We start from the raw sequence: 22,770 nt of genomic DNA on the forward strand, positions 1-22,770 counted from the left end.
AAAGATTTAAGGAGAATAGAAATGAAAACAGATTTTGATTTAATTATAATTGGTGGTGGACCTGGTGGAATTACAGCAGGAATTTATGCAGCCCGAGCGGGATTAAAATCAGCCATTATTGAAAAAGAAGTTCCTGGAGGAAAAGTAAATAAAACAGCAGAAATTGAAAACTATCCAGGATTTACATCAATCATGGGGCCAGACTTGGCGGTCAGTTTATTTTCTCAAGCACAAGCTGTGGGTGCTGAATTTATTTTTGATGAAGTTTTAAAAATTGAAAAAAATGACAATAAAACTTTTAATGTGAACTTAGCAGGCAAAAAACTAACCAGTAAGGCTGTAATTATTGCCACTGGAACTAAGGAACGTAAACTTGGGGTTCCTGGAGAAGATAAATTTTATGGCAAGGGAGTGTCTTATTGTGCGGTTTGTGATGGAGCTTTCTTCAAAGAAAAACCCTTAATTGTTGTTGGTGGTGGACTAGCTGCTGTTGAAGAGTCGCTTTACTTAACTAAGTTTGCCAGCAAGGTAACTTTGGTGCATCGAAGAGAAGGTTTTCGTGCAGCTGATTCAGTAGTTGAAAAAACTCGAAACCATGAAAAGGTAGACTTTATGTTGAACTGTGTGGTTGAAGAAATTATCGGAGACAAAGTTGTTGAAGCGGTGGTTGTTAGAAACCTTAAGGAAAATAGTGTTCAGACAATCAAGGTTGATGGAATCTTCCCGTTAATCGGAAGCGATCCTATAACTGACTTTGTGAAAGACTTGAATATTTTAAATCAAACAAATAATATCGTGACAGATGTTGAAATGAAAACCAGCATTCCGGGACTTTTTGCAGTTGGTGATGTTCGAAACACTCCATTAAAACAAATTGCCACAGCAGTTGGTGATGGAGCTATTGCAGCACAAAAAGCCATTGATTATTGTGATAATTTTTAATACAAATCTAGATTAGTTTATCAGAATAATTTTTTGAAAACGATTTAATTTTTGTGATAAAAAGTTAACCAACCTTATAAAAAAATCCAGAGCTTGTAATTAGATTACAAGCTCTGGATTTTTAATTTAAGTTAACATTGACTCGTTTTTATTCTATTATTCCCATCATTCCATCATCAATATTTTTAATATTTTTAAAACCTTTGTCTGCAAGAATGTCACAAACTATTTTGGAACGTCTGCCTGCGCGACAAACAACGGCTAGTTTAACATCTTTATCTTCAAAGTCTTGATCATATTTATCAAAAATCTGTTTGTCAGAAATTAATGTCGCTTGGTCTAGCTTTTCTAAAGTTTCTAATTCATTTGGTTCTCTAATATCTAGAATTTCATATCCTTGAGCTATTAAATCAGCGATTTCTTTCTTTGTCATCTTATCACCCCTTATTTGCAATTTTTTTATTATTTATTTTCATTTCAATCTTACTCAGTGCTATAATAACTTCTTGGAACCCAAAGATTAAGTTCCGCTTTTTGGTTGGATACACAACCGCATCTCCTGCAGCAAAAACACCAAGACAACTTGATTCCATTTCGGAATTAACAATTATTTTTTTGAATTCGTTACGTTGCAAATTTAAACCATTAATTGTATGCGGTCTGATCGTTGCTCCAAATTGTACCAAACATTCATCAAAATGAATACGCTTTTCTTGTTCCTCGCTCTTAATTATTAAACTCTTAGCACGATTATTTTCAGACTTATCAATTTCTTTGAATTCAAATGGTGTCAGAATCTCAACCTTACCTTCAATTTTTTGAACTGCTGCTCTAAATTCATCTCTTCGATGAACTAAAGTAACTTTTGATTTTTCACTAAATTGATGGGCTCAATCAATAGCAGAATCTCCGCCTCCAAAAATAACCACTCTCTTATTTTCGAAATATTTTTTATCTTTAACGACGTAGTGGATATTTTCTCAGTTTTCCTCTAAAAGTTTAATTGATTGGTACTCACCTAAACCTTCACAAACCAAAATCGCTCTATATGTTTTTTGAACGTTATTGCTAAATTTAACCAAGAAGTGATTTTCAAAATCATTATCGACTTTTATTTTGATAATCTCAAGAACTGAAGTATTGGTCTTTAAACGAATTTTACTCTCCAAACAATTGGCATCTTCTAATAAATCATTGACAAAATCCTTAGCCTTGATTTCCTTGATTCCTGGTAAGTTGTGAATCATTTTTTCTGGATAAGCCAGATTTGCCTGACCTCCAATTTCATAATTAGCCTCAACTATTGTACCGCTTAGGTGCAAACTATTTGCGTATTTTCAGGCATAAAGTCCTGTTGGTCCCGCCCCAATAATCAGTAAATCTTTAACCATGTTTTCATCCCTTTTCAAAAATTATAGCATATTGTATAATAAGAAGAGGTGAAAACGATGGAAATAAAGAAAATTGCAGATTGAGATGTTATTATTAAAGAGTTGCTAGATTTTAAGAATCAAGAATTCTATTTACTTTTAACAGGTGATTTGGGAGCTGGGAAAACTACATTTACAAAGCGATTATTGAAAAATTTTGGAGTCAATGAAGTTGTTAACTCTCCAACATTTGTAATTCTAAATCAGTATCAAAATAGTGAAGGCGCTTTATTGAATCATATGGATGCATATCGTTTGGGAGTCAATGATGAAATTGAACTTTACGAAGAACAATTCAGGCAAGCTTTTAACATAATTGAATGACCAAATAATTTAGGAATTAATTTCAACAACCTTCAAGGTTGACATTTGGATATTGAATTAAATGAACAAGGTAATCGAAACGTCACTATTATTAAAAATTTAAGTAGTTTTAGGGGGAATTAAATTGGAATTATTTGTAGATACATGTAATGGTAATTTGGTTATTTTACTAATTGAAGATAATAAAGTAATCGACCAAATTTTACTTAAAAATCAAAACCGAATTTCTGATATTTACCAAGACAATTTGGATGATATATTAAAAAGAAATAACACCACTCTAAAAGAAATTAAGGCCATTTATTTAACAAAAGGACCTGGTAGTTATACTGGTGTTCGAATTGGACTTACAATGGCTAAGACATTATTTTGTATTGATGATAGTATAAAAATTTGAACTATTTCAAGCTTGCAATTTCAAGCCGGTTTGGGAAAAGTTGTCTCTAAGCTGGACGCTCGTTCGCAAAAGTGATATTTTGGAGTATACCAAGATGGAAAACCCATAATTGAAGACCAGATTCTTCCAATAGATACAGCCAATCAAATAGAATCAGGCTTTGAAGACTTTAAAATTGTTGTGGATCAAGTTGGAGTGGATTATCAAAAAAACTTCTTAGATCTGAAGATTTTTTTTCAGCTAGTTAAAAAATCAGATAAACTAAATCCTAACTATATTAAAAACTTTATTTAAATTTAAAAAAAACAATGTATAATAGTATTTGTATGGATTGATACTCAAGTTGGTGAAGAGGGCACCCTGCTAAGGTGTTAGGCCGGGCAACTGGCGCGAGAGTTCGAGTCTCTCTCAATCCGCCATTAAGAAAAACAAAAATCACTTAAAGTGATTTTTTTATCTTTTATGTCGGGTAATGCTCTGGGAGTTTAAAAATTTGTTATAATAAAACATATTAAAGCTTAAATAAGGAACGGGTGAAAGAAATGGCCAAAACACCAAATAAAGAAATTAACTTAGCGCAAGAAGCTCCGAAAAAAGGATTATTTTCAAAATTTTTTAAGAAGCATTCAGAGAAAAAAACAATCCTTTCTAAAATTAAGGATAATAATATCAAACATTTTCTATTTTACACTCAGGTCGATAATATTTACTTAATTTTGGAAAATGGTATTAGATTAATTTCGCAAAAAAATCTGAAAAAAGACCAAGAATATACAGTATGAACCTATTTAGAAAACGAAAACTCGATTGGGCTGGAATTTGATTCATCAACTAGAGCATCTTTTTGAAAGTGAGCTTTGGAAGCTGGTTTAAGCGTTGAGGAAGTTGGGGTAATTGGAATTAATCCCGAAAAACTCTCAGAGTTAACAACAAAAGATTGATCTCAAGACGAAGATAGCAATATCGTTTATGTTTATGAAAACATCCCCACAAAGGCTATTGAATGAATAATGGTTAAAGATCGAAAAAATTTAGATAAAATTAAAACCGTGGTTGAAAGCAATGAACTAGATATTGCGGTTTATTTTGGAGAAAAAGGAAATATTAAAGAGGTAGGAAAAAAATAATTATGGCACAACAATTAAAAAACATTACAAAAAGATCAGATGATTTTGCACAATGATATACTGATGTTGTTAAAAATTCAGGATTAATGGAATACGGCCCAGCAAAAGGGACAATGATAATTAAACCTTACGGATATGCAATTTGGGAAATGATTCAAAAATATTTTGATGCTGAATTCAAGAATTACGACGTTGAAAATGTTTATTTCCCACTGCTAATTCCTTCATCGCTTTTTAACAAAGAAAAAGATCACATCGAAGGATTTGCTCCAGAAACTTTTACAGTAACTAAAATCGGGGACAAAAAACTTGATGAAGAACTTTATATTAGACCTACAAGCGAAGTTTTGTTGGCAACATATTTTTCAAAAACTGTTAAATCTTATCGTGACCTTCCATTAATTTATAATCAATGAGTTAATGTTTTACGAGGCGAAAAAACAACAAGACCGTTTTTAAGAACTAGTGAATTTCTTTGACAAGAAGGGCATACAGTTCATGAAACCAAAGAAGAAGCTGTTAAAATGACTGAGGACATTTTAGGAGTTTATCAAAAAGTGGTGGATGAAAAATTGTTGCTACCAGTAATTACTGGAGAGAAAACTGCTCACGAAAGATTTGCTGGAGCTGAGTTAACTCTGACAATTGAAAGTTTGATGCATGATGGTCAAGCGCTGCAATGTGGTACAAGCCACTACTTGGGAAATAATTTTGCTAAGGCTTTTGAAATTAAATTCCAAGGTCGAGACTCTAATTGACATGAGGCATTTTCAACAAGTTGAGGAGTTTCGACCAGATTAATGGGAGCTATCATTATGACTCACTCAGATGATTCTGGTTTGGTTCTTCCAAGCCCAATTGCCCCAATTCAAGTTCAGATTATCACAGTTAAAGATACTCCTGAAGTAATCGCGGCTGCTGAGGAAATTAAAAAAACCTTAATTAAAACACATCGTACTAAAATAGACTTTACAGATAAATCATTTGGGTATAAAATGGCTGAGGCAGAAATCAAAGGGATTCCAATTAGAATTGAAATTGGTCCAAGAGATTTAGAATCAGATATTGTAGTGATTTCAAGAAGAGATACTAAAGAAAAGAAACAAATTAGTATTAGTGAAATTGAAAAAACTGTTAAAGAAATGATTTCAAGCTATGACAAAAATATCTACAACATGGCTTTAGAAAATAGAAAATCACGAACTTTTGAAGCTAACACTTTAAGTGAATATACCAATATCTTAAATGAGAAAACCGGGTTTGTGTTAGTTCCATTCTGTGGGGAAATTAGTTGTGAAGCTGATGTAAAAGCTAAAACTCAAACAACATCTCGATGCATTCCAGAAGGAGTTAAGCAAGAAAAGGGAAAATGTTTTAATTGTGGAAAAGAGTCAAAATTGAAGGTTTATTTTGCCAGATCTTATTAGGAGGAAACTATGAAAGAATTTAAATTAGCAATGCGCGACCAAAAAGAGTTGCATATGACAGTTTGAGACGATGTTAAAAAACCAACAGCCATTATACAATTAGTTCATGGTTCTTGTGAGGAAGCATCAAGATATGATGATTTTGCCAAGTTTTTAAACCAAAATGGATATCTAGTTGTTGCCAATGATCATCGTGGTCACGGACACACAGCCAATCTAGAAGAAGGTGAGTTGGGTTGATTTGCGGATGAAAACGGTTGACAGTTATTAATTGATGACCTAAAGGAAGTCAATGACTACATCAAAGCCAATTATAAAGACTTACCAATTTATATTTTTGGACATTCAATGGGAAGTTTTATGGTTCGCCATTATCTGTCTTTATATGGTAACACCGTATCAAAAGCAATTATTTGTGGAACAGCTGAACATAGCGCCATTTCTTTAAAATTAGGAATTATGTTAGCGAAAGCTTATCAGAAAAAACGTGGAGCCAAAGCGGTGCCAGAAAAAATTTGAGAAATGAGCTACAAAAGTTTTAACCGTCGTTTTAAAAAATTACCAAATAGTACCGGTCTTGAATGAATGAATAATTCACCTGAAGAAATTGAGGCTTTCATTAATAATCCTCGTGTTGGTCAAAAATTCAGCTCAAGCGCTTTCAAAGATATGTTTACTGGGTTGAGTTTTATTCGTAAGAAAAGTAGCTATAAAAGTACTCCGATAAACATCCCGCTATTATTTATTGCAGGATTATCTGATCCAGTTGGTAATTATGGTCGCAGTGTTTACAAGGTTAGAAAAAAATACAAAAAATATGGTTATAATACAAAATTGAAGTTATATCCACAATTACGTCACGAAATCCTTTTAGAACCAAAAGAATATCGTGATATTGTTAAACTTGATATTTTAAACTTTTTAAATACTCCAACAACTTAAATATTAAAAAATAAAACCAACTATTAAGTTGGTTTTATTTTCATTAATGCTACTTATAAGATAATAAATAAGTTATAATTAAATAGTATTCGATTAAACGATAATTGGTAAAAATAAAAATATTTTGCATTAAAATACAAAAAATAGTCACGGAGGTCTTTTTATGGAAAGTCTTAAAAAAGGTGATTTAGTCCTTGTACATGCATACAAACACAACGGAACTTTATATCGTTCCTGAGAACATTCAATTGTTTTGGAAAATAATGAAGATAACTTGATTTTGGTCAATGAAGATGTTATTGTCACAGAGTTGAATGGAAGAAAATGAAAGACTAGCGAACCAGCAATTTGATTTTTTTCAAAAAAAGACTGATATAACGTAATTTGTATGTTCAAAGAGTGAGGGATAAATTACTATTGTAATATGGCATCACCACATATTGTCGAAGAAAATACTATCAAATATATTGATTATGATTTAGATGTTAAGGTTTTTAATGATAACAGCTTTAGGATTTTAGATTTAAAAGACTTCAATCGAAACCGCATCGCTTGAAGTTATTCAACTGAGATAATTGAAAAAATTTGATCACAAATTGAAGTTTTAAAAGAGAGAATCAAAAATCAAGAGGACATTTTTACTCATGAAAATGTCTATAATTATTGAAAAATTTATGAAAATGAAATAAAAGCCAAAATAGAAAAATCAAATAGAGAATAGGTGATTGTGTGGACAAGTCAAAAATCAGAAATTTTAGTATCATTGCACATATCGATCACGGGAAATCAACCCTAGCGGATCGAATTTTAGAATTAACCCACACAGTTGAGAAGCGTGATATGCAAGCTCAATTACTAGATTCAATGGATATCGAGCGTGAGCGAGGTATTACAATTAAGTTAAACTCGGTTCAATTAAAATATCAGGCAAAAGATCAACAAGAGTACATTTTTCATTTAATAGATACTCCGGGACACGTTGACTTCACCTATGAAGTCTCTCGTAGCTTAGCTGCTTGTGAAGGAGCCGTTTTAGTGGTCGATGCATCACAAGGAGTTGAGGCACAAACTTTGGCAAACGTTTATTTAGCTTTGGATAACAACTTAGAAATCATTCCAGTGATAAATAAAGTAGACTTACCTGCAGCTGATGTAGAAAGAGTTAAAAACGAAATTGAAAACATTATTGGGATTGATACTAGTGACTGCCCGCTAATTTCAGCTAAGACAGGTTTAAATGTTGAAGACGTTTTAGAGGCGATTGTTCAAAAAATTCCTCCACCAAGAAATGCAGACGATAACGCTCCGCTAAGAGCGCTAGTTTTTGATTCTTATTATGACAAATACCGCGGAGTTATGGTTTCGGTTAGAATTAAAGAAGGAACTGTTAAGGTCGGACAAAAAATTAAAATGATGGCTTCAAAAGCAATTTATGAAGTTACTGAATTGGGAATTAAAAATCCTTATGAAGTGAAAAGAGAATCTTTAGAAGCTGGAGAAGTTGGTTGAATCGCTGCTAGCATTAAGAATATCAAAGATATCCATGTTGGAGATACAATTACAACAGAAAAAAATGGTGCGACTGAATCGCTGCCCGGTTACAAGCAAATGAACCCAACAGTTTATTGTGGAATTTATACTGTGGATAATGCTAGATATAAAGATTTAAAAGACGCTTTAGAAAAGGTAAACTTAAGTGATGCTGCCTTGGTTTATGAACCCGAATCTTCTCAATCTTTGGGATTTGGATTTAGATGTGGATTTCTAGGACTCTTGCACATGGATGTTATTCAAGAACGTCTTGAACGTGAATATGATTTAACTCTAATCGCCACAGCTCCATCGGTAATTTATCATGTTTATTTAACTAATGGTACTAAAATAGAAATTGATAATCCAGCTAATCTACCTGACGTGCAAAAAATTTCTCATATTGACGAACCATTTGTAAACGTTAAAATTATGACCCCCGATCGTTTCTTAGGTGACTTAATGGAATTGTGTCAAAATAAACGTGGAGTTTACAAGAATTTAGAATATATCGATGAGACTCGTAGAACTCTAACTTATGATATGCCTTTAAACGAAATTATTTTTGACTTTTTTAACAAGCTAAAATCTATTTCTAAAGGTTATGCCTCATTTGATTATGAATTAATAGGCTATCAAACAAGCAAATTGGTAAAAATGGATATTCTTTTAAATGGAGAAATCGTGGATGCCTTGAGCTTAATTGTTCACAAGGATTTTGCCTACCCAAGAGGAAAGGTTCTAACAGAAAAATTAAAAGAGATAATCCCAAGACAAAACTTTGAAGTGCCAATTCAAGCGGCAATCGGAAGCAAAATTATTTCTCGTGAAACCATTAAAGCGATGCGAAAAAACGTTTTGGCAAAATGTTATGGTGGGGATATTTCACGTAAGAAAAAACTTTTAGAAAAACAAAAAGAAGGTAAAAAACGAATGAAATCAATTGGATCAGTTGAGGTTCCTCAAGAAGCTTTCATTGCAGTTTTGAAACTCGATGACTAAAAACTTGATTTATCAAGTTTTTTTAAATTTTGTCAAAAAAATCAAATATCGTTTTTTTGTGTTATGATTTAAATCGCTCTTGCGTTGAGCCTATTTACCAATAAATTAGCAATATCGTCCAGTTTTTATTATAATAGAATTAAACTACAAGGAGGTTCTACATGAAAGCTTTAAAAATATTAAGTCCAATAATTTTAGTAATGGCTGTTTTCACAATAGTTTTTATTTCCCCCTTTGTTAATTTTGGGGCTACAAAACTAGAGCAATTATTTATCTGAGCGTTAGGTAAATACTTCATTCCACAAATAGTTCTGGGTTTTATCTTTGGATTGATTGGTTTGATTCTCATATTCACCAAAAATAGAATATTTAAAAGCGTTTTATTCTTTCTAGCACTTTTGACTTCCTTGATTTTATCAGGCTTCATTGGCAGTAAATTTTTCTCAAACTGAAACATAAATGTTATGAGAGGTATTTTGCCACTAATTTTTATTGCGACATTTTTAATTTTACAAGCATTAGTAATTATTAAGGGCATACCACCAAAAAGTTTTGAAAAAAATAATAACATCAATAGTCAAGTTAATAATTTTTCAGAAAACAGCAATCAAGAAGACTTGAAAACTAAGATTAATAATTTAAAAAACAACTTATCAAAACCATCATTTGAAATCTTAGAAGAAATTGAATCAACAGGTAGTTTTTCAGGAATAGATATTGAAAAAATAATTAATGAAAAAACCAAAGAACCAAAAACCAAAGAACCTCAGACTTCAGAAAGTGAAGTTGTTAATTCTAGAAATCGTCCTGAATATGATTACAACGACTTAACTGAGTTATCTTTTGAAAAAAACAAGTCCAAAAAGGATTTTGAAATAATTCAACCAAGAAGAAGTGAAACTTCAAAAAGCAAAGTTTCATTAGTAGAGGTTGATGATGAGTAATAAGAAAAAATCTTCAAAAAATTCAGAAAACAGAATTAAGCCCGCTGCGGTTGTTTTTGGATATGTAACAAGAATTTTTGCTCTTGGGGTTTTTGTGGCTTGTATTGTTATAACACTTCTTTTAGTAATCGGAGATACTTTAACTAGAAACCTGCTAGGCTATGCATTTTTCGCTATCAAAACTTCAAAAAACGAATATGTAGATACAGTGAATATCTTCCCTGATTATGAGATTTTCACTATCCTTTTTAAAGTTATTTTCCCAATGGCTCTGATTTTTTTTATAGCATTACTTTATGTTCTACCGGTCTTTATTTCTAAGTCTCGTGGATACCGCATATTTACGGGAGTAGTAGTTTTATTAATTTCAATAATCACAATCACATTAAGTGTTTTATTAGTGGAACTTAAAAAATTCTTCCCTCATAGTGAAAACGGGGGTCAAACAACAGATATTTTTTACCACGAAATTTATGACAAATTAAACTACCAATCATTTCTTATTATAAGCACTCTTACTTTGTCGTCTTTATTCTTCACTTCAGCTATATTGATTTTTATCGAGGCTGCATTTATGAAAAAAGGTTGAATTAACAAAAAAGCACTAGTTTTTAATACTTCTGATTCAAAACCGCTTATAATTAAATTTCTGTATGGTGAAGTCACATTAAATCAAAACCTTGAAAAGAAAACTAAGAATAAGACAAAACTAATAGAATCTGAGGCAGATAAGGACTAATGACTTGAATTAAAAAACATTTGCAACATAAAGGGGATTTAATAGAATATAATTTAAAGCTTGGTGACCAGAAAAATATTATTTTAAAAGTTAAGGCTGGAGTTATCTATATTTCAGCACCGTTGCATGCTCCCGATTGGGAAATAAATAATCTGATTTATAAAAATATTACCAAAATCATAAGCGTGAAAAATACCTTTGAAGTAATTAGGAAGTTTTCCTTTACTGATTCAGATCCTTTTGTGAAAATATTTGACAAAAAGGTTAATTTGATAATTGTTGCAGAAAATATACATGCCGTCGCTAAAAAAGATGGCATCTATATGAAAAACTATGGAGATCAAGAAATACAGGCCCAAAAAATGTACAATTTCTTAGCTAAATACTATTACAACTGATTTTTAAAACGCTTGAATTCTTGAGCTTTAAGAATGGAATTAAAATTTAAAAATTTATCAATTCAAAGTATGAAAACCAGATGAGGGGTCTGTTATCCTGAACGGGAAAAGATTATTCTAAATACCAAACTTATTCATTTTGAACCCGAGGTAATTGATTATGTAATTGTTCACGAATTAAGTCATTTAGAACATAAAAACCACTCAAAAGATTTTTGAAAAAATGTAGAAAAGTATCTACCAGATTATAAAGAAAGATCGCTGGTTTTAAAAAAATCAGGTATTTAAGATTTGAATTGTCATATTCTTAATATTGTTTATAATAATAGTAATGAGGTGATTTATCGTGGGTTGAAAAAGCAATTATAAAAAGATAATTAAAAATAACCAAAAAAGTAAATCTAACATTGATTTCAATATCAAAGATAGTATCCCTTACTTTATTACTTGGGATCGCGACCCCAAACAAGTCGATTCTTGAGATGAAAAAACATTGATGGAATTAATTAAAAAATACCAATCCCAAATTTCTAAATTCAAAAATAATGAAAATAGCCCAGAAGAATTTAAAACTAATAAAGAGACTTTTTTCTTAGAGGAAATCAAGGAGTTAATCTCGGGTTCTCCTGCAATTTCTAACTTTCAAAACGTATACAACTATTGCTTGAAGGTTTATGGAAAGTATAAAGCGTTATTAATCTTGTTATCAATTACAAAATTTACCTACTTTACGACATCAAAATTTTGAAGTATCTACTTAGACAATTTTAAAACTTATAATCCAGAAGATTTGAATTTTAAAAGAATATTTCAAGTTATGCAAAGAACTAGCTGTGAATCAGTTAACAACTTATTAAAAAAAGCTATAATCCTTGTGGGAAATAATGAAATAAATCAATATCGTCACCATATGCTCATTGAAGAGATAATCGAAAGTGGTGAGGACCTAACTTTCCACTGGTCAAGAATGCTTGAACAAATTATTGAATCTTGTTTTGAAAGCATCAAGTTTGAGAACAAATTTGGAAAAGAATTTGAAGGTTATGCTCAAGAAGAAACTTTGGACAACCCGTTTGAGGAAGCCAACTTTGATAATTTCTTTGAAAAAACTTACACGATGGTTGTCAATGATGAAGTTAATGAAGCGTTTAGTTTTTTTGGAATTTCAAAACTTACTCCACCAGTAGAATTTAAAAAAGTGTATCGAATCTTTGCCAAAAAATATCACCCAGACGTGAATTCTGATGAGGATTCATCTATCAAAATGAAGAAAATTAATATTTATAAACAAATTATTGAAGATTATTTTCAAAGATATGAAATTGAGTAAAGAAAGGACCTAGTAAATGGAAAAGAGAACATGAGAAGACTATAAAATTATTGTAGATAAAATAGTGGGTGAAGAAATGTCTTTGTTAAAACTTTCTCCAGAATTCTATGAATCTCCAGTCACTAAAAGTATAATAAAACACTGGGAAAAAAATAAAGATATCTTCAAGATGCAAAAATTTTTAGATAAAAAAATGACCGAAATGAACGAGAATTTGATTGAATCAAATGAAGAAATTGATGATTTTAGTGAAATTATATTTATTAGAATAATGGCGCTAACAACAACTTTAATAGTTGTTATAAAAAACTTTAATCAAAAAACGGATTTATTTTGAAAGAAACGATTTCAAGAAATTAATTCGGCTAACCATAATTTTTTAATTCACCTTGTACCAAGAATAGTTGGCAGTCATTATTTACAAAATTTTGCTTTAGAAATTCGTAGCTTAATAATTCCTGAAAGTTTAAGTGTCTTTGGTAATAAAACACTTAATAAAATTGGTCATATAGATCAAGTTGAAAATTTAGAATTATTTTTTGATCAATTATATGATCTGCAAGAATCATTTGAAGATATGCTTGAAGGGGTTAGCGAAAATGAGTTTGACCTCTCTGAGCAAGAAATAAATGATTCGGGAGTGTTTTTTAATTGAAGTATGTATGTTGAGGCAAGCTTATACTACTTGTTACTTATTCATGAAAACCTATTAGTTATTGAAGAAGAGAAGACAAGATTATTGATTCAAGAAGAAAAATACCATATGGTTAACCGTAAGGAAAAACTAGCTGAGCTGCGTTTCATTAATTATGGACCCGAAGTTGGAGAAGATTATAGTAAACTTAAAAATTAAGAGCAACTTTTGCTCGTTTTTTTTGCTATTTGACCAACAAATTGGTATTATTAATCTTGTGTATTTATTAGGAGAAGAAAAATGTCAAATCAAAAAATTATTAATATAGCAGTTATTGCTCACGTTGATGCCGGGAAATCTACATTAGTAGATGCCTTCCTTTCACAATCGGGAGTTTTTAGAGATAATGAAGAAGTTAAAGAACAAGTTATGGATAGTAACGACCAAGAGCGTGAGCGCGGGATTACTATTTATTCAAAAAACTGTGCAATCGAGTATAATGGTATCAAAATAAATATCGTTGATACTCCAGGCCATGCTGACTTTTCATCAGAGGTGGAAAGAATTATGAAGACAGTTGACACAGTTATTTTACTTGTTGACTCTTCAGAAGGGCCAATGCCCCAAACCAGATTCGTACTGTCTAAAGCATTAGAGTTAGGTTTAAAGCCGATTTTATTAATTAACAAAATTGATAAAAAAGATCAAAGAGCTTTAGAAGTTGTTGATGAGGTTTTAGAATTATTTATGGAATTAGATGCCAACGATGAGCAACTAGAATTCCAAACACTGTTTGGTATTGCTAAACGCGGAATCGCTCAACATAAACTTGAAGATGAAGGAAAAGATCTTTCGCCATTGTTTGATACAATTATCAAACAAGTGGGAACTTATCCAGAAGATTTAATTAATAATACAACTAGAATGCAAGTATCATCTCTTGCATACGATTCATTTATTGGTCGTTTAGGAATTGGAAGAGTTTTTGAAGGTACTCTAAAAGAGGGTCAAACTATTGCCAACTCAAGAAATGATGGAACAGTTTCAAAAGGTAAAATTTCAGGACTTTTTGTTTATCAAGGATTAAGCCGTGTAGCTGTTAAAGAAGCTGTAGCTGGAGACATTGTTGTTATTGCTGGATTAAGTGATGTTTCAATTGGAGATACCATTTGTGATCAAAACGATGTAAGACCAATGCCAACAATTACAATTGAAGAACCAACTATGAGTATGAATATTTTAGTAAACACTTCTCCATTTGCGGGAAGAGTTGGAAAGTATGTAACAACTAGAAATATTAAAGAGCGTTTGGACAAAGAATTGGAAGTTAACGTAGGACTTAAAGTAGAAACTTTATCAGATTCTTCAGCAGATGGATTTAAAGTTCTTGGACGTGGAGAATTACACTTGTCAGTATTGATTGAATCAATGCGTCGTGAAGGATTTGAACTTGGTGTATCAAAACCTGAAGTTGTTATGCATAAAAATGAAGCTGGTGAATTAGTAGAACCAATGGAAAAAGTTATAATAAATGTACCAACAGAATACTCAGGAACAGTTATTAACAAATTGAATCTAAGAAAAGGTATGATGATGGATATGGACTCTGATGGTATCAGAGATAAAGTTATCTATAATGTTCCAATGCGTGGACTAATCGGATTTAGAAGTGAATTCACCAATGATACTCATGGTGAGGGAATAATGGTTAGAAGTGCTAATGGTTTTGAACCTTACAAAGGTAAAATTGATGGTAGAGCAAATGGGGTTCTTGTTTCAATGGCTAATGGTGTAACATTGCCATACTCACTTGCAAACCTTGAAGACCGTGGAAAACTATTTGTGGGACCACAAGTAGAAGTTTACGAGGGAATGATCGTTGGTCTGCATTCTAGAAGTAATGATCTTGATGTTAACCCAACAACGGGAAAAAAATTAACAAACACTCGTTCTTCAGGAACTGATGAATCAACTAGATTAACACCATTTGTAAATTTCACTTTAGAAGAATCTTTAGAATTTATTGAATGAGACGAACTAGTTGAGGTTACTCCAGACGACATTCGTTTACGTAAAAAATGATTAACAATTAACGATCGTAAACAACACCGAAACGACAAATTTTAGCTTAAAAAGCCAATTGGCTTTTTTTTATTTTTGGAATTTTTTTTACAAAAAGACTACCATAAACGATTATTTTCTTGTTAAATTAGTTTGTAAATGTACTATAATAATTTTGTAGAGAAAGAGGAATAAATAATGTCAAAAATTATTAAAGTTTTAGGACGCGAAGTATTAGACTCGCGTGGAACTCCAACTGTTCAAGTTGAAGTTTGAACTGAATTTGGTGCATACGGATCAGCAATGGTTCCTTCAGGAGCTTCAACTGGTTCAAGAGAAGCTTTAGAACTAAGAGATGGAGATAAAGCACGTTTCGGAGGTAAAGGAGTTTTAAAAGCTGTTACCAACGTTAACACAAAAATCGCTTCATTAGTAGTTGGAATGGAAGTTACAGACCAAGTTGGTATCGATCATGCCATGATTAAATTGGATGGAACTGATTTCAAAAAAAACTTAGGAGCTAACGCAATGTTAGGGGTTTCTTTAGCAGTTGCTCGTGCAGCAGCAGTTGAACTAGAAGTGCCACTATATCGTTATATCGGAGGAACTAATGGACGTCGTCTACCAGTTCCAATGTTAAACATCATAAATGGTGGAGAACACGCTGACTCAGCAATCGATTTCCAAGAATTTATGATTATGCCAGTTGGTGCAAAAACAATTAGAGAAGCACTTAGATGATCTTCGGAGATCTTCCAAGCTCTTAAAAAAATTCTTCACGATAAAGGTGATATCACAGCAGTTGGGGATGAAGGTGGATTTGCCCCTCACTTTAACTGAGCTTACAAAGATCAAAAAATGGAATCATTCCAAAAAAACACTCCTGCAGAAGTAGCATTAGACTTAATCGTTGAAGCAATCAAAGCAGCAGGATACAAAACAGGTGAAGCTGGAGTTATGATTGCAATGGATTGTGCAAACAGTGAACTTTACAAAGATGATAAAAAATACCACTTCAAAAAAATTGAAAAAGTTACAGGAAAAGAATGAGCTTTAACAACAAAAGAAATGAACGAGTACTTAGCTAAATTAGTTAAAAAATACCCAATTATTTCAATTGAAGATGGATTAGCAGAATCTGATTGAGATGGATTCGTGGAACAAGTTAAATTACTTGGATCAGATGTTCAAATCGTTGGAGATGATTTATTTGTAACAAACCCAAAAATTACTGCAGAAGGAATTGCTAAAAAAGCTGCCAACTCAGTTTTAATTAAATTAAACCAAATCGGAACTTTAACAGAAACTATTGAAACTATTCAAATGGCTCAAAAAGCTGGATGAACAACAGTTACTTCACACCGTTCAGGAGAAACTGAAGATTCATTTATCGCAGACTTAGCTGTTGCTTTAAACACTGGACAAATTAAAACAGGTTCAATGTCAAGAAGTGATAGAATTGCTAAATACAACCGTTTATTAACAATTGAAGATGAACTTGGTGATTCAGCAATTTACGATGGTATCAAATCTTTCTACAATGTTAGATAATTAAATCTATAAAAATCAATTTATTTAATAAATTGATTTTTTTATTTTCCTACCTGTGAGATAATTATTTAATGAGGTAAATTATGTGCGGATCAAAAATTAATTTGAAACTTTTGTCTATAATAACTTTATTTTTAATGCTCTTTTCGATTGGTTCTTTTTTGGATTTACAAATTAGTATCACTTTGTCTGTTTTAATGAATAACAATTCCTTTATTAAATTAATAGCATACTCAATGACCTATCTAGGAGATATTGCACCATTTTTAATAATTTTATTTTTAATAGCTATTTTGGTTAATTGTTTAGTATTTAAATTTAATCCTGGGTACAAGAATTTCTTAATAGCTTTTGTCCAGTTTTTATTCTATCTAATTTTTGTCTTAACTTGCACCAGTAGTTTATGACTTTTTCACGACTTGCAATCTGGGGAAAAAGTTTACTATTTTACGGCATTGGGGATTAATTTAATTTTAGGTTTCGCTGTGCAATTGGTGATAATATTAAAATTAAACAATTATCAAAAATGTCAAAAATTCATGACCCCAGTTTTTAAAGCCATAACATTTCTAATTATATTGGGTTTAGCAATTTTAATTCTCAAGTATAGCTTTGGGCGTCCAAGATTTAGAGACCTGCAATCAGATTATTCTGATTTTAAAAACTGGTATGAAAATATTTTTTCCTCTCAAAATCGTGGTACAAGTTTTCCTTCAGGACATATGGGGATGGTTTGCTTTTATTTAAGTTTAAAATGATTTTTAAAACCTTTAAAATGACAAGATAATTATCAAGAAAAAATTTTAACAGCACTTTTTTGACTAATGATTTTCTTAATGGGATTTGCTCGTATTGTAATTAAAGCCCATTTTTTAACTGATGTTGTTATGACCCCAATTATTGCTTTGTTGGTTTTTTGGGTTTCAGATATTATCGTTGAAAAAATAAAGGAAGTAAATTTCAAAGCGGAGGTTATTAATGAATAAATATTTAGGAATTGATTTGGGATCTAAAACTATCGGCTTAGCAATTTCAAGTGGAGTTGTTGCAAGTCCTTTGGCAACAATTAGATTTGAGGAATTTGATTTTGAAAGTGCAATTTATGAACTTGATAAATATATCAAAGAAAATGATGTTAACATTTTGGTCATAGGTTATCCGCTAAACATGAATAATAGTGCTGGTCATCGTGTTGAAATGGTTGATTACTTCATTGAGGTTTTAACAACTATCTATCCGCGATGAAACGAAACCAACATCATTAAAGTGGATGAAAGACTCACCACGAGAATGGCTAAAGCCATTATGATTGAGGCTGATATTTCCAGAAAAAAACAAAAACAAAGCAAGGACAGCTTAGCCGCCCAACTTATTTTAGAAACATATTTAGCGCAAATAAATAATAAAAGTTTGAATTAGTTGCAATAATTTTGTATACTCATTTTATATTTAAAAATAGTTAAAAAATAGGAGAAAAAAATGCACCCGTTGATAAAAGAAGTAATATTAAGCAAGGAAAAAATCGACGAAAGAACAAAAATTGTAGCAAAACAAGTCACGGAACACTATCGTAGCCAAAAAATTGGTGATGAACCAATTGTTCTAGTGGGATTTTTAAAGGGTTGTGTACCTTTTATGGGTAATTTTTTAGAAAACTTTGAGTTGAATTGTCAAACTGAATACATGTTGATTTCATCTTATGGTTCAAATATTAAAAGCTCAGGAAAGCCAGAAATTCTTTTGGACCTAAGAATTCCAATCGAAAATCGCCATATTTTAATAGTTGAGGACATAATTGATACAGGTATTACCCTAGATTTTATGGTTAATTACTTTAGAATGCAAAACCCAAAATCTGTAAAGATAATCACTATGCTAGATAAGGTTACAGCTCACAAGGTTGATATTAAAGCTGATTGAAAATGCTTTGATGTAGAAGACCAGTTCTTAGTAGGTATGGGATTAGATGTAAATGAAAGATTTAGAAATCTTCCATATGTAGCAGTTGTTGATGTTGAAAAACTAGCAACTTGAAAATGATAGATAAGAGAGAATAAATTATGATAAAAAAAATAGGAGTACTAACATCAGGTGGAGATGCACCTGGAATGAATGCAGCAATTGGAGCAGTTATCAAGACTGCTATGGCTAACAAGATAACGCCATATATTGTAAAAGATGGATACAAAGGTTTGATTAATAATTGAATCGAAGAGGTTAACGAATCTTTTGCCAACGACATTATTTCTCGTGGGGGAACTGTTATTGGTAGTGCGCGATTACCAGAATTCAAAGAAGTTGAGGTTCGTCAGAAAGCTGTTAAAAATCTAAAAGCTTTAGGGATTGAAGCGCTTGTTGTTGTTGGGGGAGATGGAAGTTATCAGGGAGCTCAAAAACTAACTGAAATGGGAATTAACTGTATTGGTTTACCAGGAACTATTGATAATGATATTGTTTCATCGGATTTCACAATTGGTTTTGACACAGCATTAAACACAGTTGTACAATCAATTGATAAAATTAGAGAAACCGCACAGTCACACAACCGTTGTATTGTTGTTGAAATTATGGGAAATGCCTGTGGAGATTTAACATTATATGGAGCAGTTGCTACAGGTGCTGAAGTTATTTCAACTCCAGAATCAAAATTAACTGAAGAAGAAATTTGTGATCAAGTAACTAAATTGGCAAAAGCAAATCGTCGCAGTGTAATCGTGGCTATATCAGAAAAAATGTATCCAAGTGCCGATGAATTAGCTAAAAAAATTCAAAAAGCAAGTGGTTATGATTCTCGCGCAACTGTTTTGGGTCACATCCAAAGAGGTGGTAGTCCCACTGCAATGGATAGATACTTATCTGTTACTGCTGGTATTTTTGCAGTTGAGCAAATTATTGCCGGTAAAGGTGGACTTTACATAGGTCTTGATAAAAACGAATTAGTAGCTAGAGACATTGATAAAACTTTAAATATGAAACGTAAAGATGTAAGTAAATTCACCGACAAAATACGCTCAATTAATGCTAATATTAAAAAGTAGTAAAAAAAGAAACAAAGAGGCAAAAATATGAAGATTTATAATTTAGAAAATAAAATTAAACGTACCAAAATTATTACAACAATCGGTCCAAGTACCCACAAAAAAGAAGATATTAAAACATTGTTTGAAAATGGAATGAACACAATTCGTTTAAACTTCTCTCACGGAAACTTTGAAGAACACGGTGAAAGATTAAAAGGTGTTCGTGAAATTAGAAATGAAATTAAAAAACCAATTTCAATTTTACTAGATACTAAAGGTCCAGAAATTCGTATTGGTCAAATGAAAGACGGAAAACAAGAAATTAAAGCTGGTAGCGAAGTGACTATTTACACAGACCCAAAAGATTTCTTGACTCGACAATGTTCTGCAACTGAATTGCAAATGTCATATGACATGAGTAAAGACGTTAAGGTTGGGGATAATGTTTTAGTTGATGATGGAAAACTATCAATGTTTGTTACAGCTGTTGATAGCAAAAAAATGATCGTTAAAGCCAAAGCTTTTAATCACCATTTAGTAAAAACAAACAAAAGAGTTAACTTGCCAGGAGTTGATTTTACATTACCATTCCTAGCAGAAAAAGATTACAGCGATATCAAATTTGGAATCCAAAATGGTATTGATTATGTTGCAGCAAGTTTTGTTAATACCGCTGAAAACGTAAATGAAATCCGTAAAATTTTAGTTGAAAATGGAGCGGGACACGTTCAAATTATTTCAAAAATTGAATCTCAATTAGGAATTGATAATATCGATGCTATTATTGATGCAGGTGATGGAATTATGGTTGCTCGTGGAGATTTAGGATTAGAAATACCTTACTATGAAGTGCCTTACTGAGAAAAACAAATTATTAGAAAATGTCGTGAAAAAGGTAAAATTGTTATCGTTGCAACTCAAATGTTAGAATCAATGACAGATAACCCAGCGCCAACTCGTGCTGAGGTAACCGATGTTTACTGAGCAACAGAACTTGGAGCAGATGCAACAATGTTATCAGGGGAGTCAGCTGCAGGAACTTATCCATTTATTACAACTCAAACTATGGCAACAATTAATAAACGTGCTGAAATTGAGTTCTATGAAAAATTGTATTATGAAAAACAATTAGCTGATGCTCGTAAAAATACAGCAGGTCCAAGAGCTAAAATTGCAGATCAACTAGCTGAGAGAGCTAAAACTGGGGATTATGAATTCGCCATTGTTTTATCACGTACTGGTGAATTGCTAAAAACAATTTCAAAATTCAGACCTAATGTAACTATTTTGGGTGTGAGTGCTGATGAAAAATTATATAATGCATTTGGTTCATGACATTCAATTTTTATGAATCAATGTAAAGATTTTGATGCAGTTTCAAAAGATGAAGTAGAACTTTCAAATATTGCTAAATCTTGAGGAGCTAAAACAAAAGAAAAAGTCTTGGTTGTTCGTAACGAAGAAATCAAAGAGATTATTATTAAATAATTTAATTATTAAAAAACCAGAGTTGAGAATTTAGTTTCTTAAACTTTGGTTTTTTAAAATAACAAGCAAATAATAAAAACTAATAATATTTGGTTATGATAAAATAATTTATATTAGGTTATGAGGTGATTTTTATAAAGGTAGTTGTAATTGGAGGCGCCGCTATGGGAATGGGGGTTGTTGCCAAGCTCAAAAGATTAGACCCAAAGGTTGAAATTGTTGTTATTCAAAAAAATGATTATGTTTCTTTAGGAGCTTGTGGAATTCCATACTATATTGGTAATAAATTTGAGGACTCAAATATGCTGTTGGCTCGAAAAGTTAGCGACTTTGAGAAAATAGGGGTTCAAGTATTAACAAATAGCGAGGTTAAAAAAATTGACTTTGATAATAAAAAAGTCTTGGTGCAAAGTTTGCACCAAGCATCAGAACAAAGTTATGATAAACTAGTAATTGCGTCGGGAGGTACTCCTATAATTCCAGAAGTAATTTCACAAGATTACCTAAATTGTTTCACAGTTAACTCAAAAGAAGATGGGGAGAAGATTCAAAAATTACGTTCACAAGTCAAAGATATCGTCATTATTGGTGCGGGTTTAATTGGTTTGGAAGTAGCTGAAAACTTGGTTGGTAATAATAAAGTAACCATTATTGAAAAAGGTCCTCGACCACTAAGTAATTTATTTGATCAAGAATTTTCAGATTTAGTGGAAGATGAATTAAGCAAGAACAAGGTAAAACTTATCAAAAATAATGAGATTAAAGAAATTATCTGTAAGGATAAAACTATAACAGAAGTTATCCTACTTGATGGCACCAAAATTAAATGTGACCTATTAATTTGTTCAATTGGAGTGAGACCAAACACGGACTTCCTGTTAGATACCAAGTTGAAACTTACTCCAAGAGGGGCTATTGTAATTAATAAAAATTGTGCGACTAATTTAAAAGATGTTTATGCTGGTGGAGATTGCGTTCAAACATTTGGTAGAGTCTATAAAAATGAAATTTATTCACCCTTGGCAACAGTTGCTTGAAAACATGCTATCGTTGTTGCTCAAAACCTTGCAGGAATCAAATCAAGTTTTGCAGGTGGGTTAAATACGGCGATTGTAAAAGTTTTCGAACTAGAGTTAGCAAGAACTGGAGAAAATTTAAATTTCTTATTAGAAAACAAAATTAATTTCAAAGAAGTTTTTATTAAAGATAAAGACCACACAAGCTATGTACCAGGACAAAGTGATATTTGAGTCAAACTCGTAAAAGATGAAAATAAAAAAACTTTAATAAGTTCGCAAATGGCTGGACACAATAAATCAATTTTAAGAATTCACAGTGTGATTTCTTTAATATGAAACCAAACAGTTTTAAATGAAGAAATCGATCAAATTGATTTACCATACGCACCCCCATTTAGTAGAACAAAAGATATTATAAATATTGCTTTGAGCAAAATAACTCAGACATAGAATAGAGGTAGTAGA

The 22,770-nt window shown here is 31.7% G+C and carries 24 protein-coding genes and 1 tRNA gene; 22 read left to right on the forward strand and 3 right to left on the reverse strand.

From position 1 onward, the window contains the following. The first annotated feature begins 21 nt into the window (after positions 1 to 21). Complete coding sequence (trxB, locus tag AACK87_RS00770) at positions 22 to 942, forward strand: thioredoxin-disulfide reductase (protein ID WP_338972608.1); 921 nt, start codon at positions 22 to 24, stop codon at positions 940 to 942. A 148-nt stretch (positions 943 to 1,090) separates the two neighbouring features. On the opposite strand, the gene AACK87_RS00775 is transcribed toward trxB, so the two are convergent. Both AACK87_RS00775 and AACK87_RS00780 read right to left on the reverse strand, forming a co-directional pair. After that, entirely contained in the window at positions 1,091 to 1,375 is a 285-nt protein-coding gene (locus AACK87_RS00775) for a rhodanese-like domain-containing protein (protein WP_338972610.1), read from the reverse strand. 1 nt (position 1,376) lies between these two features. After that, the gene (locus AACK87_RS00780; RefSeq protein WP_338972612.1) at positions 1,377 to 2,333 is read right to left on the reverse strand and encodes an NAD(P)/FAD-dependent oxidoreductase; all 957 of its coding nucleotides are present in this window, start codon (positions 2,331 to 2,333) and stop codon (positions 1,377 to 1,379) included. A gap of 57 nt (positions 2,334 to 2,390) precedes the next feature. Between AACK87_RS00780 and tsaE the strand changes: the two genes are divergently transcribed. The 8 genes from tsaE (at position 2,391) to lepA (ending at position 9,121) form a co-directional block, all read left to right on the forward strand. Then, the gene (tsaE, locus tag AACK87_RS00785) at positions 2,391 to 2,819 is read left to right on the forward strand and encodes a tRNA (adenosine(37)-N6)-threonylcarbamoyltransferase complex ATPase subunit type 1 TsaE (protein ID WP_338972614.1); all 429 of its coding nucleotides are present in this window, start codon (positions 2,391 to 2,393) and stop codon (positions 2,817 to 2,819) included. Between the two features lies 1 nt (position 2,820). After that, complete coding sequence (gene tsaB, locus AACK87_RS00790) at positions 2,821 to 3,387, forward strand: tRNA (adenosine(37)-N6)-threonylcarbamoyltransferase complex dimerization subunit type 1 TsaB (RefSeq protein ID WP_338972615.1); 567 nt, start codon at positions 2,821 to 2,823, stop codon at positions 3,385 to 3,387. Positions 3,388 to 3,421: 34 nt separating this feature from the next. Next, positions 3,422 to 3,512, forward strand: a tRNA-Ser gene (locus AACK87_RS00795). Between the two features lie 123 nt (positions 3,513 to 3,635). Further along, on the forward strand, positions 3,636 to 4,220 hold the full coding sequence (locus tag AACK87_RS00800) for a hypothetical protein (protein ID WP_338972617.1): 585 nt from the start codon (positions 3,636 to 3,638) through the stop codon (positions 4,218 to 4,220). Between the two features lie 2 nt (positions 4,221 to 4,222). Then, the gene (gene proS / locus AACK87_RS00805) at positions 4,223 to 5,647 is read left to right on the forward strand and encodes a proline--tRNA ligase (RefSeq protein ID WP_338972618.1); all 1,425 of its coding nucleotides are present in this window, start codon (positions 4,223 to 4,225) and stop codon (positions 5,645 to 5,647) included. Between the two features lie 9 nt (positions 5,648 to 5,656). Beyond that, the gene (locus AACK87_RS00810) at positions 5,657 to 6,589 is read left to right on the forward strand and encodes an alpha/beta fold hydrolase (RefSeq protein ID WP_338972619.1); all 933 of its coding nucleotides are present in this window, start codon (positions 5,657 to 5,659) and stop codon (positions 6,587 to 6,589) included. Between the two features lie 163 nt (positions 6,590 to 6,752). Then, entirely contained in the window at positions 6,753 to 7,310 is a 558-nt protein-coding gene (locus tag AACK87_RS00815) for a DUF402 domain-containing protein (RefSeq protein ID WP_338972620.1), read from the forward strand. Positions 7,311 to 7,318: 8 nt separating this feature from the next. Then, positions 7,319 to 9,121, forward strand: a complete 1,803-nt coding sequence (gene lepA / locus AACK87_RS00820) for a translation elongation factor 4 (RefSeq protein WP_338972621.1) — start codon at positions 7,319 to 7,321, stop codon at positions 9,119 to 9,121. Between the two features lie 157 nt (positions 9,122 to 9,278). Here lepA and AACK87_RS00825 read toward each other — a convergent pair whose 3' ends face one another. Continuing rightward, the gene (locus tag AACK87_RS00825) at positions 9,279 to 9,578 is read right to left on the reverse strand and encodes a hypothetical protein (RefSeq protein WP_338972623.1); all 300 of its coding nucleotides are present in this window, start codon (positions 9,576 to 9,578) and stop codon (positions 9,279 to 9,281) included. Between the two features lie 7 nt (positions 9,579 to 9,585). Here AACK87_RS00825 and AACK87_RS00830 point away from each other — a divergent pair, with 7 nt between their 5' ends. The 13 genes from AACK87_RS00830 (at position 9,586) to AACK87_RS00890 (ending at position 22,755) form a co-directional block, all read left to right on the forward strand. Further along, positions 9,586 to 10,065 (forward strand): hypothetical protein, encoded by a 480-nt coding sequence (locus AACK87_RS00830; RefSeq protein ID WP_338972624.1) that lies wholly within the window; start codon positions 9,586 to 9,588, stop codon positions 10,063 to 10,065. Further along, positions 10,058 to 10,804 (forward strand): hypothetical protein, encoded by a 747-nt coding sequence (locus AACK87_RS00835; RefSeq protein WP_338972625.1) that lies wholly within the window; start codon positions 10,058 to 10,060, stop codon positions 10,802 to 10,804. The genes AACK87_RS00830 and AACK87_RS00835 overlap by 8 nt, the downstream gene beginning before the upstream one ends. After that, a complete protein-coding gene (locus tag AACK87_RS00840) occupies positions 10,804 to 11,490 on the forward strand; it encodes a SprT family zinc-dependent metalloprotease (RefSeq protein WP_338972627.1) in 687 nt (228 codons plus the stop codon). Before AACK87_RS00835 ends, AACK87_RS00840 begins: the two co-directional genes overlap by 1 nt. 58 nt (positions 11,491 to 11,548) lie before the next feature. Next, positions 11,549 to 12,532, forward strand: coding sequence for a DnaJ domain-containing protein (locus AACK87_RS00845; protein ID WP_338972628.1), 984 nt, complete (start codon positions 11,549 to 11,551; stop codon positions 12,530 to 12,532). Positions 12,533 to 12,548: 16 nt separating this feature from the next. Beyond that, entirely contained in the window at positions 12,549 to 13,385 is an 837-nt protein-coding gene (locus AACK87_RS00850) for a hypothetical protein (RefSeq protein WP_338972629.1), read from the forward strand. Positions 13,386 to 13,466: 81 nt separating this feature from the next. Continuing rightward, entirely contained in the window at positions 13,467 to 15,293 is a 1,827-nt protein-coding gene (typA, locus tag AACK87_RS00855; RefSeq protein WP_338972630.1) for a translational GTPase TypA, read from the forward strand. Between the two features lie 132 nt (positions 15,294 to 15,425). After that, positions 15,426 to 16,778: a phosphopyruvate hydratase gene (eno, locus tag AACK87_RS00860; protein ID WP_338972631.1), complete on the forward strand. Its 1,353-nt coding sequence runs from the start codon at positions 15,426 to 15,428 to the stop codon at positions 16,776 to 16,778. A 137-nt stretch (positions 16,779 to 16,915) separates the two neighbouring features. Beyond that, positions 16,916 to 17,764, forward strand: coding sequence for a phosphatase PAP2 family protein (locus tag AACK87_RS00865; RefSeq protein WP_338972632.1), 849 nt, complete (start codon positions 16,916 to 16,918; stop codon positions 17,762 to 17,764). Next, positions 17,754 to 18,197: a Holliday junction resolvase RuvX gene (gene ruvX, locus AACK87_RS00870; protein WP_422397195.1), complete on the forward strand. Its 444-nt coding sequence runs from the start codon at positions 17,754 to 17,756 to the stop codon at positions 18,195 to 18,197. Before AACK87_RS00865 ends, ruvX begins: the two co-directional genes overlap by 11 nt. A gap of 60 nt (positions 18,198 to 18,257) precedes the next feature. Next, complete coding sequence (gene hpt / locus AACK87_RS00875; RefSeq protein ID WP_338972634.1) at positions 18,258 to 18,821, forward strand: hypoxanthine phosphoribosyltransferase; 564 nt, start codon at positions 18,258 to 18,260, stop codon at positions 18,819 to 18,821. 17 nt (positions 18,822 to 18,838) lie between these two features. Continuing rightward, entirely contained in the window at positions 18,839 to 19,816 is a 978-nt protein-coding gene (gene pfkA / locus AACK87_RS00880; protein WP_338972636.1) for a 6-phosphofructokinase, read from the forward strand. Positions 19,817 to 19,843: 27 nt separating this feature from the next. After that, positions 19,844 to 21,286 (forward strand): pyruvate kinase, encoded by a 1,443-nt coding sequence (gene pyk, locus AACK87_RS00885; protein ID WP_338972637.1) that lies wholly within the window; start codon positions 19,844 to 19,846, stop codon positions 21,284 to 21,286. A gap of 125 nt (positions 21,287 to 21,411) precedes the next feature. Then, positions 21,412 to 22,755 (forward strand): FAD-dependent oxidoreductase, encoded by a 1,344-nt coding sequence (locus AACK87_RS00890; RefSeq protein WP_338972639.1) that lies wholly within the window; start codon positions 21,412 to 21,414, stop codon positions 22,753 to 22,755. Positions 22,756 to 22,770 lie beyond the last annotated feature (15 nt).

Origin of the sequence: Spiroplasma endosymbiont of Panorpa germanica (assembly GCF_964019765.1) — a bacterium.
In the GTDB taxonomy this organism is placed as follows: domain Bacteria; phylum Bacillota_I; class Bacilli_A; order Mycoplasmatales; family Mycoplasmataceae; genus Spiroplasma_B.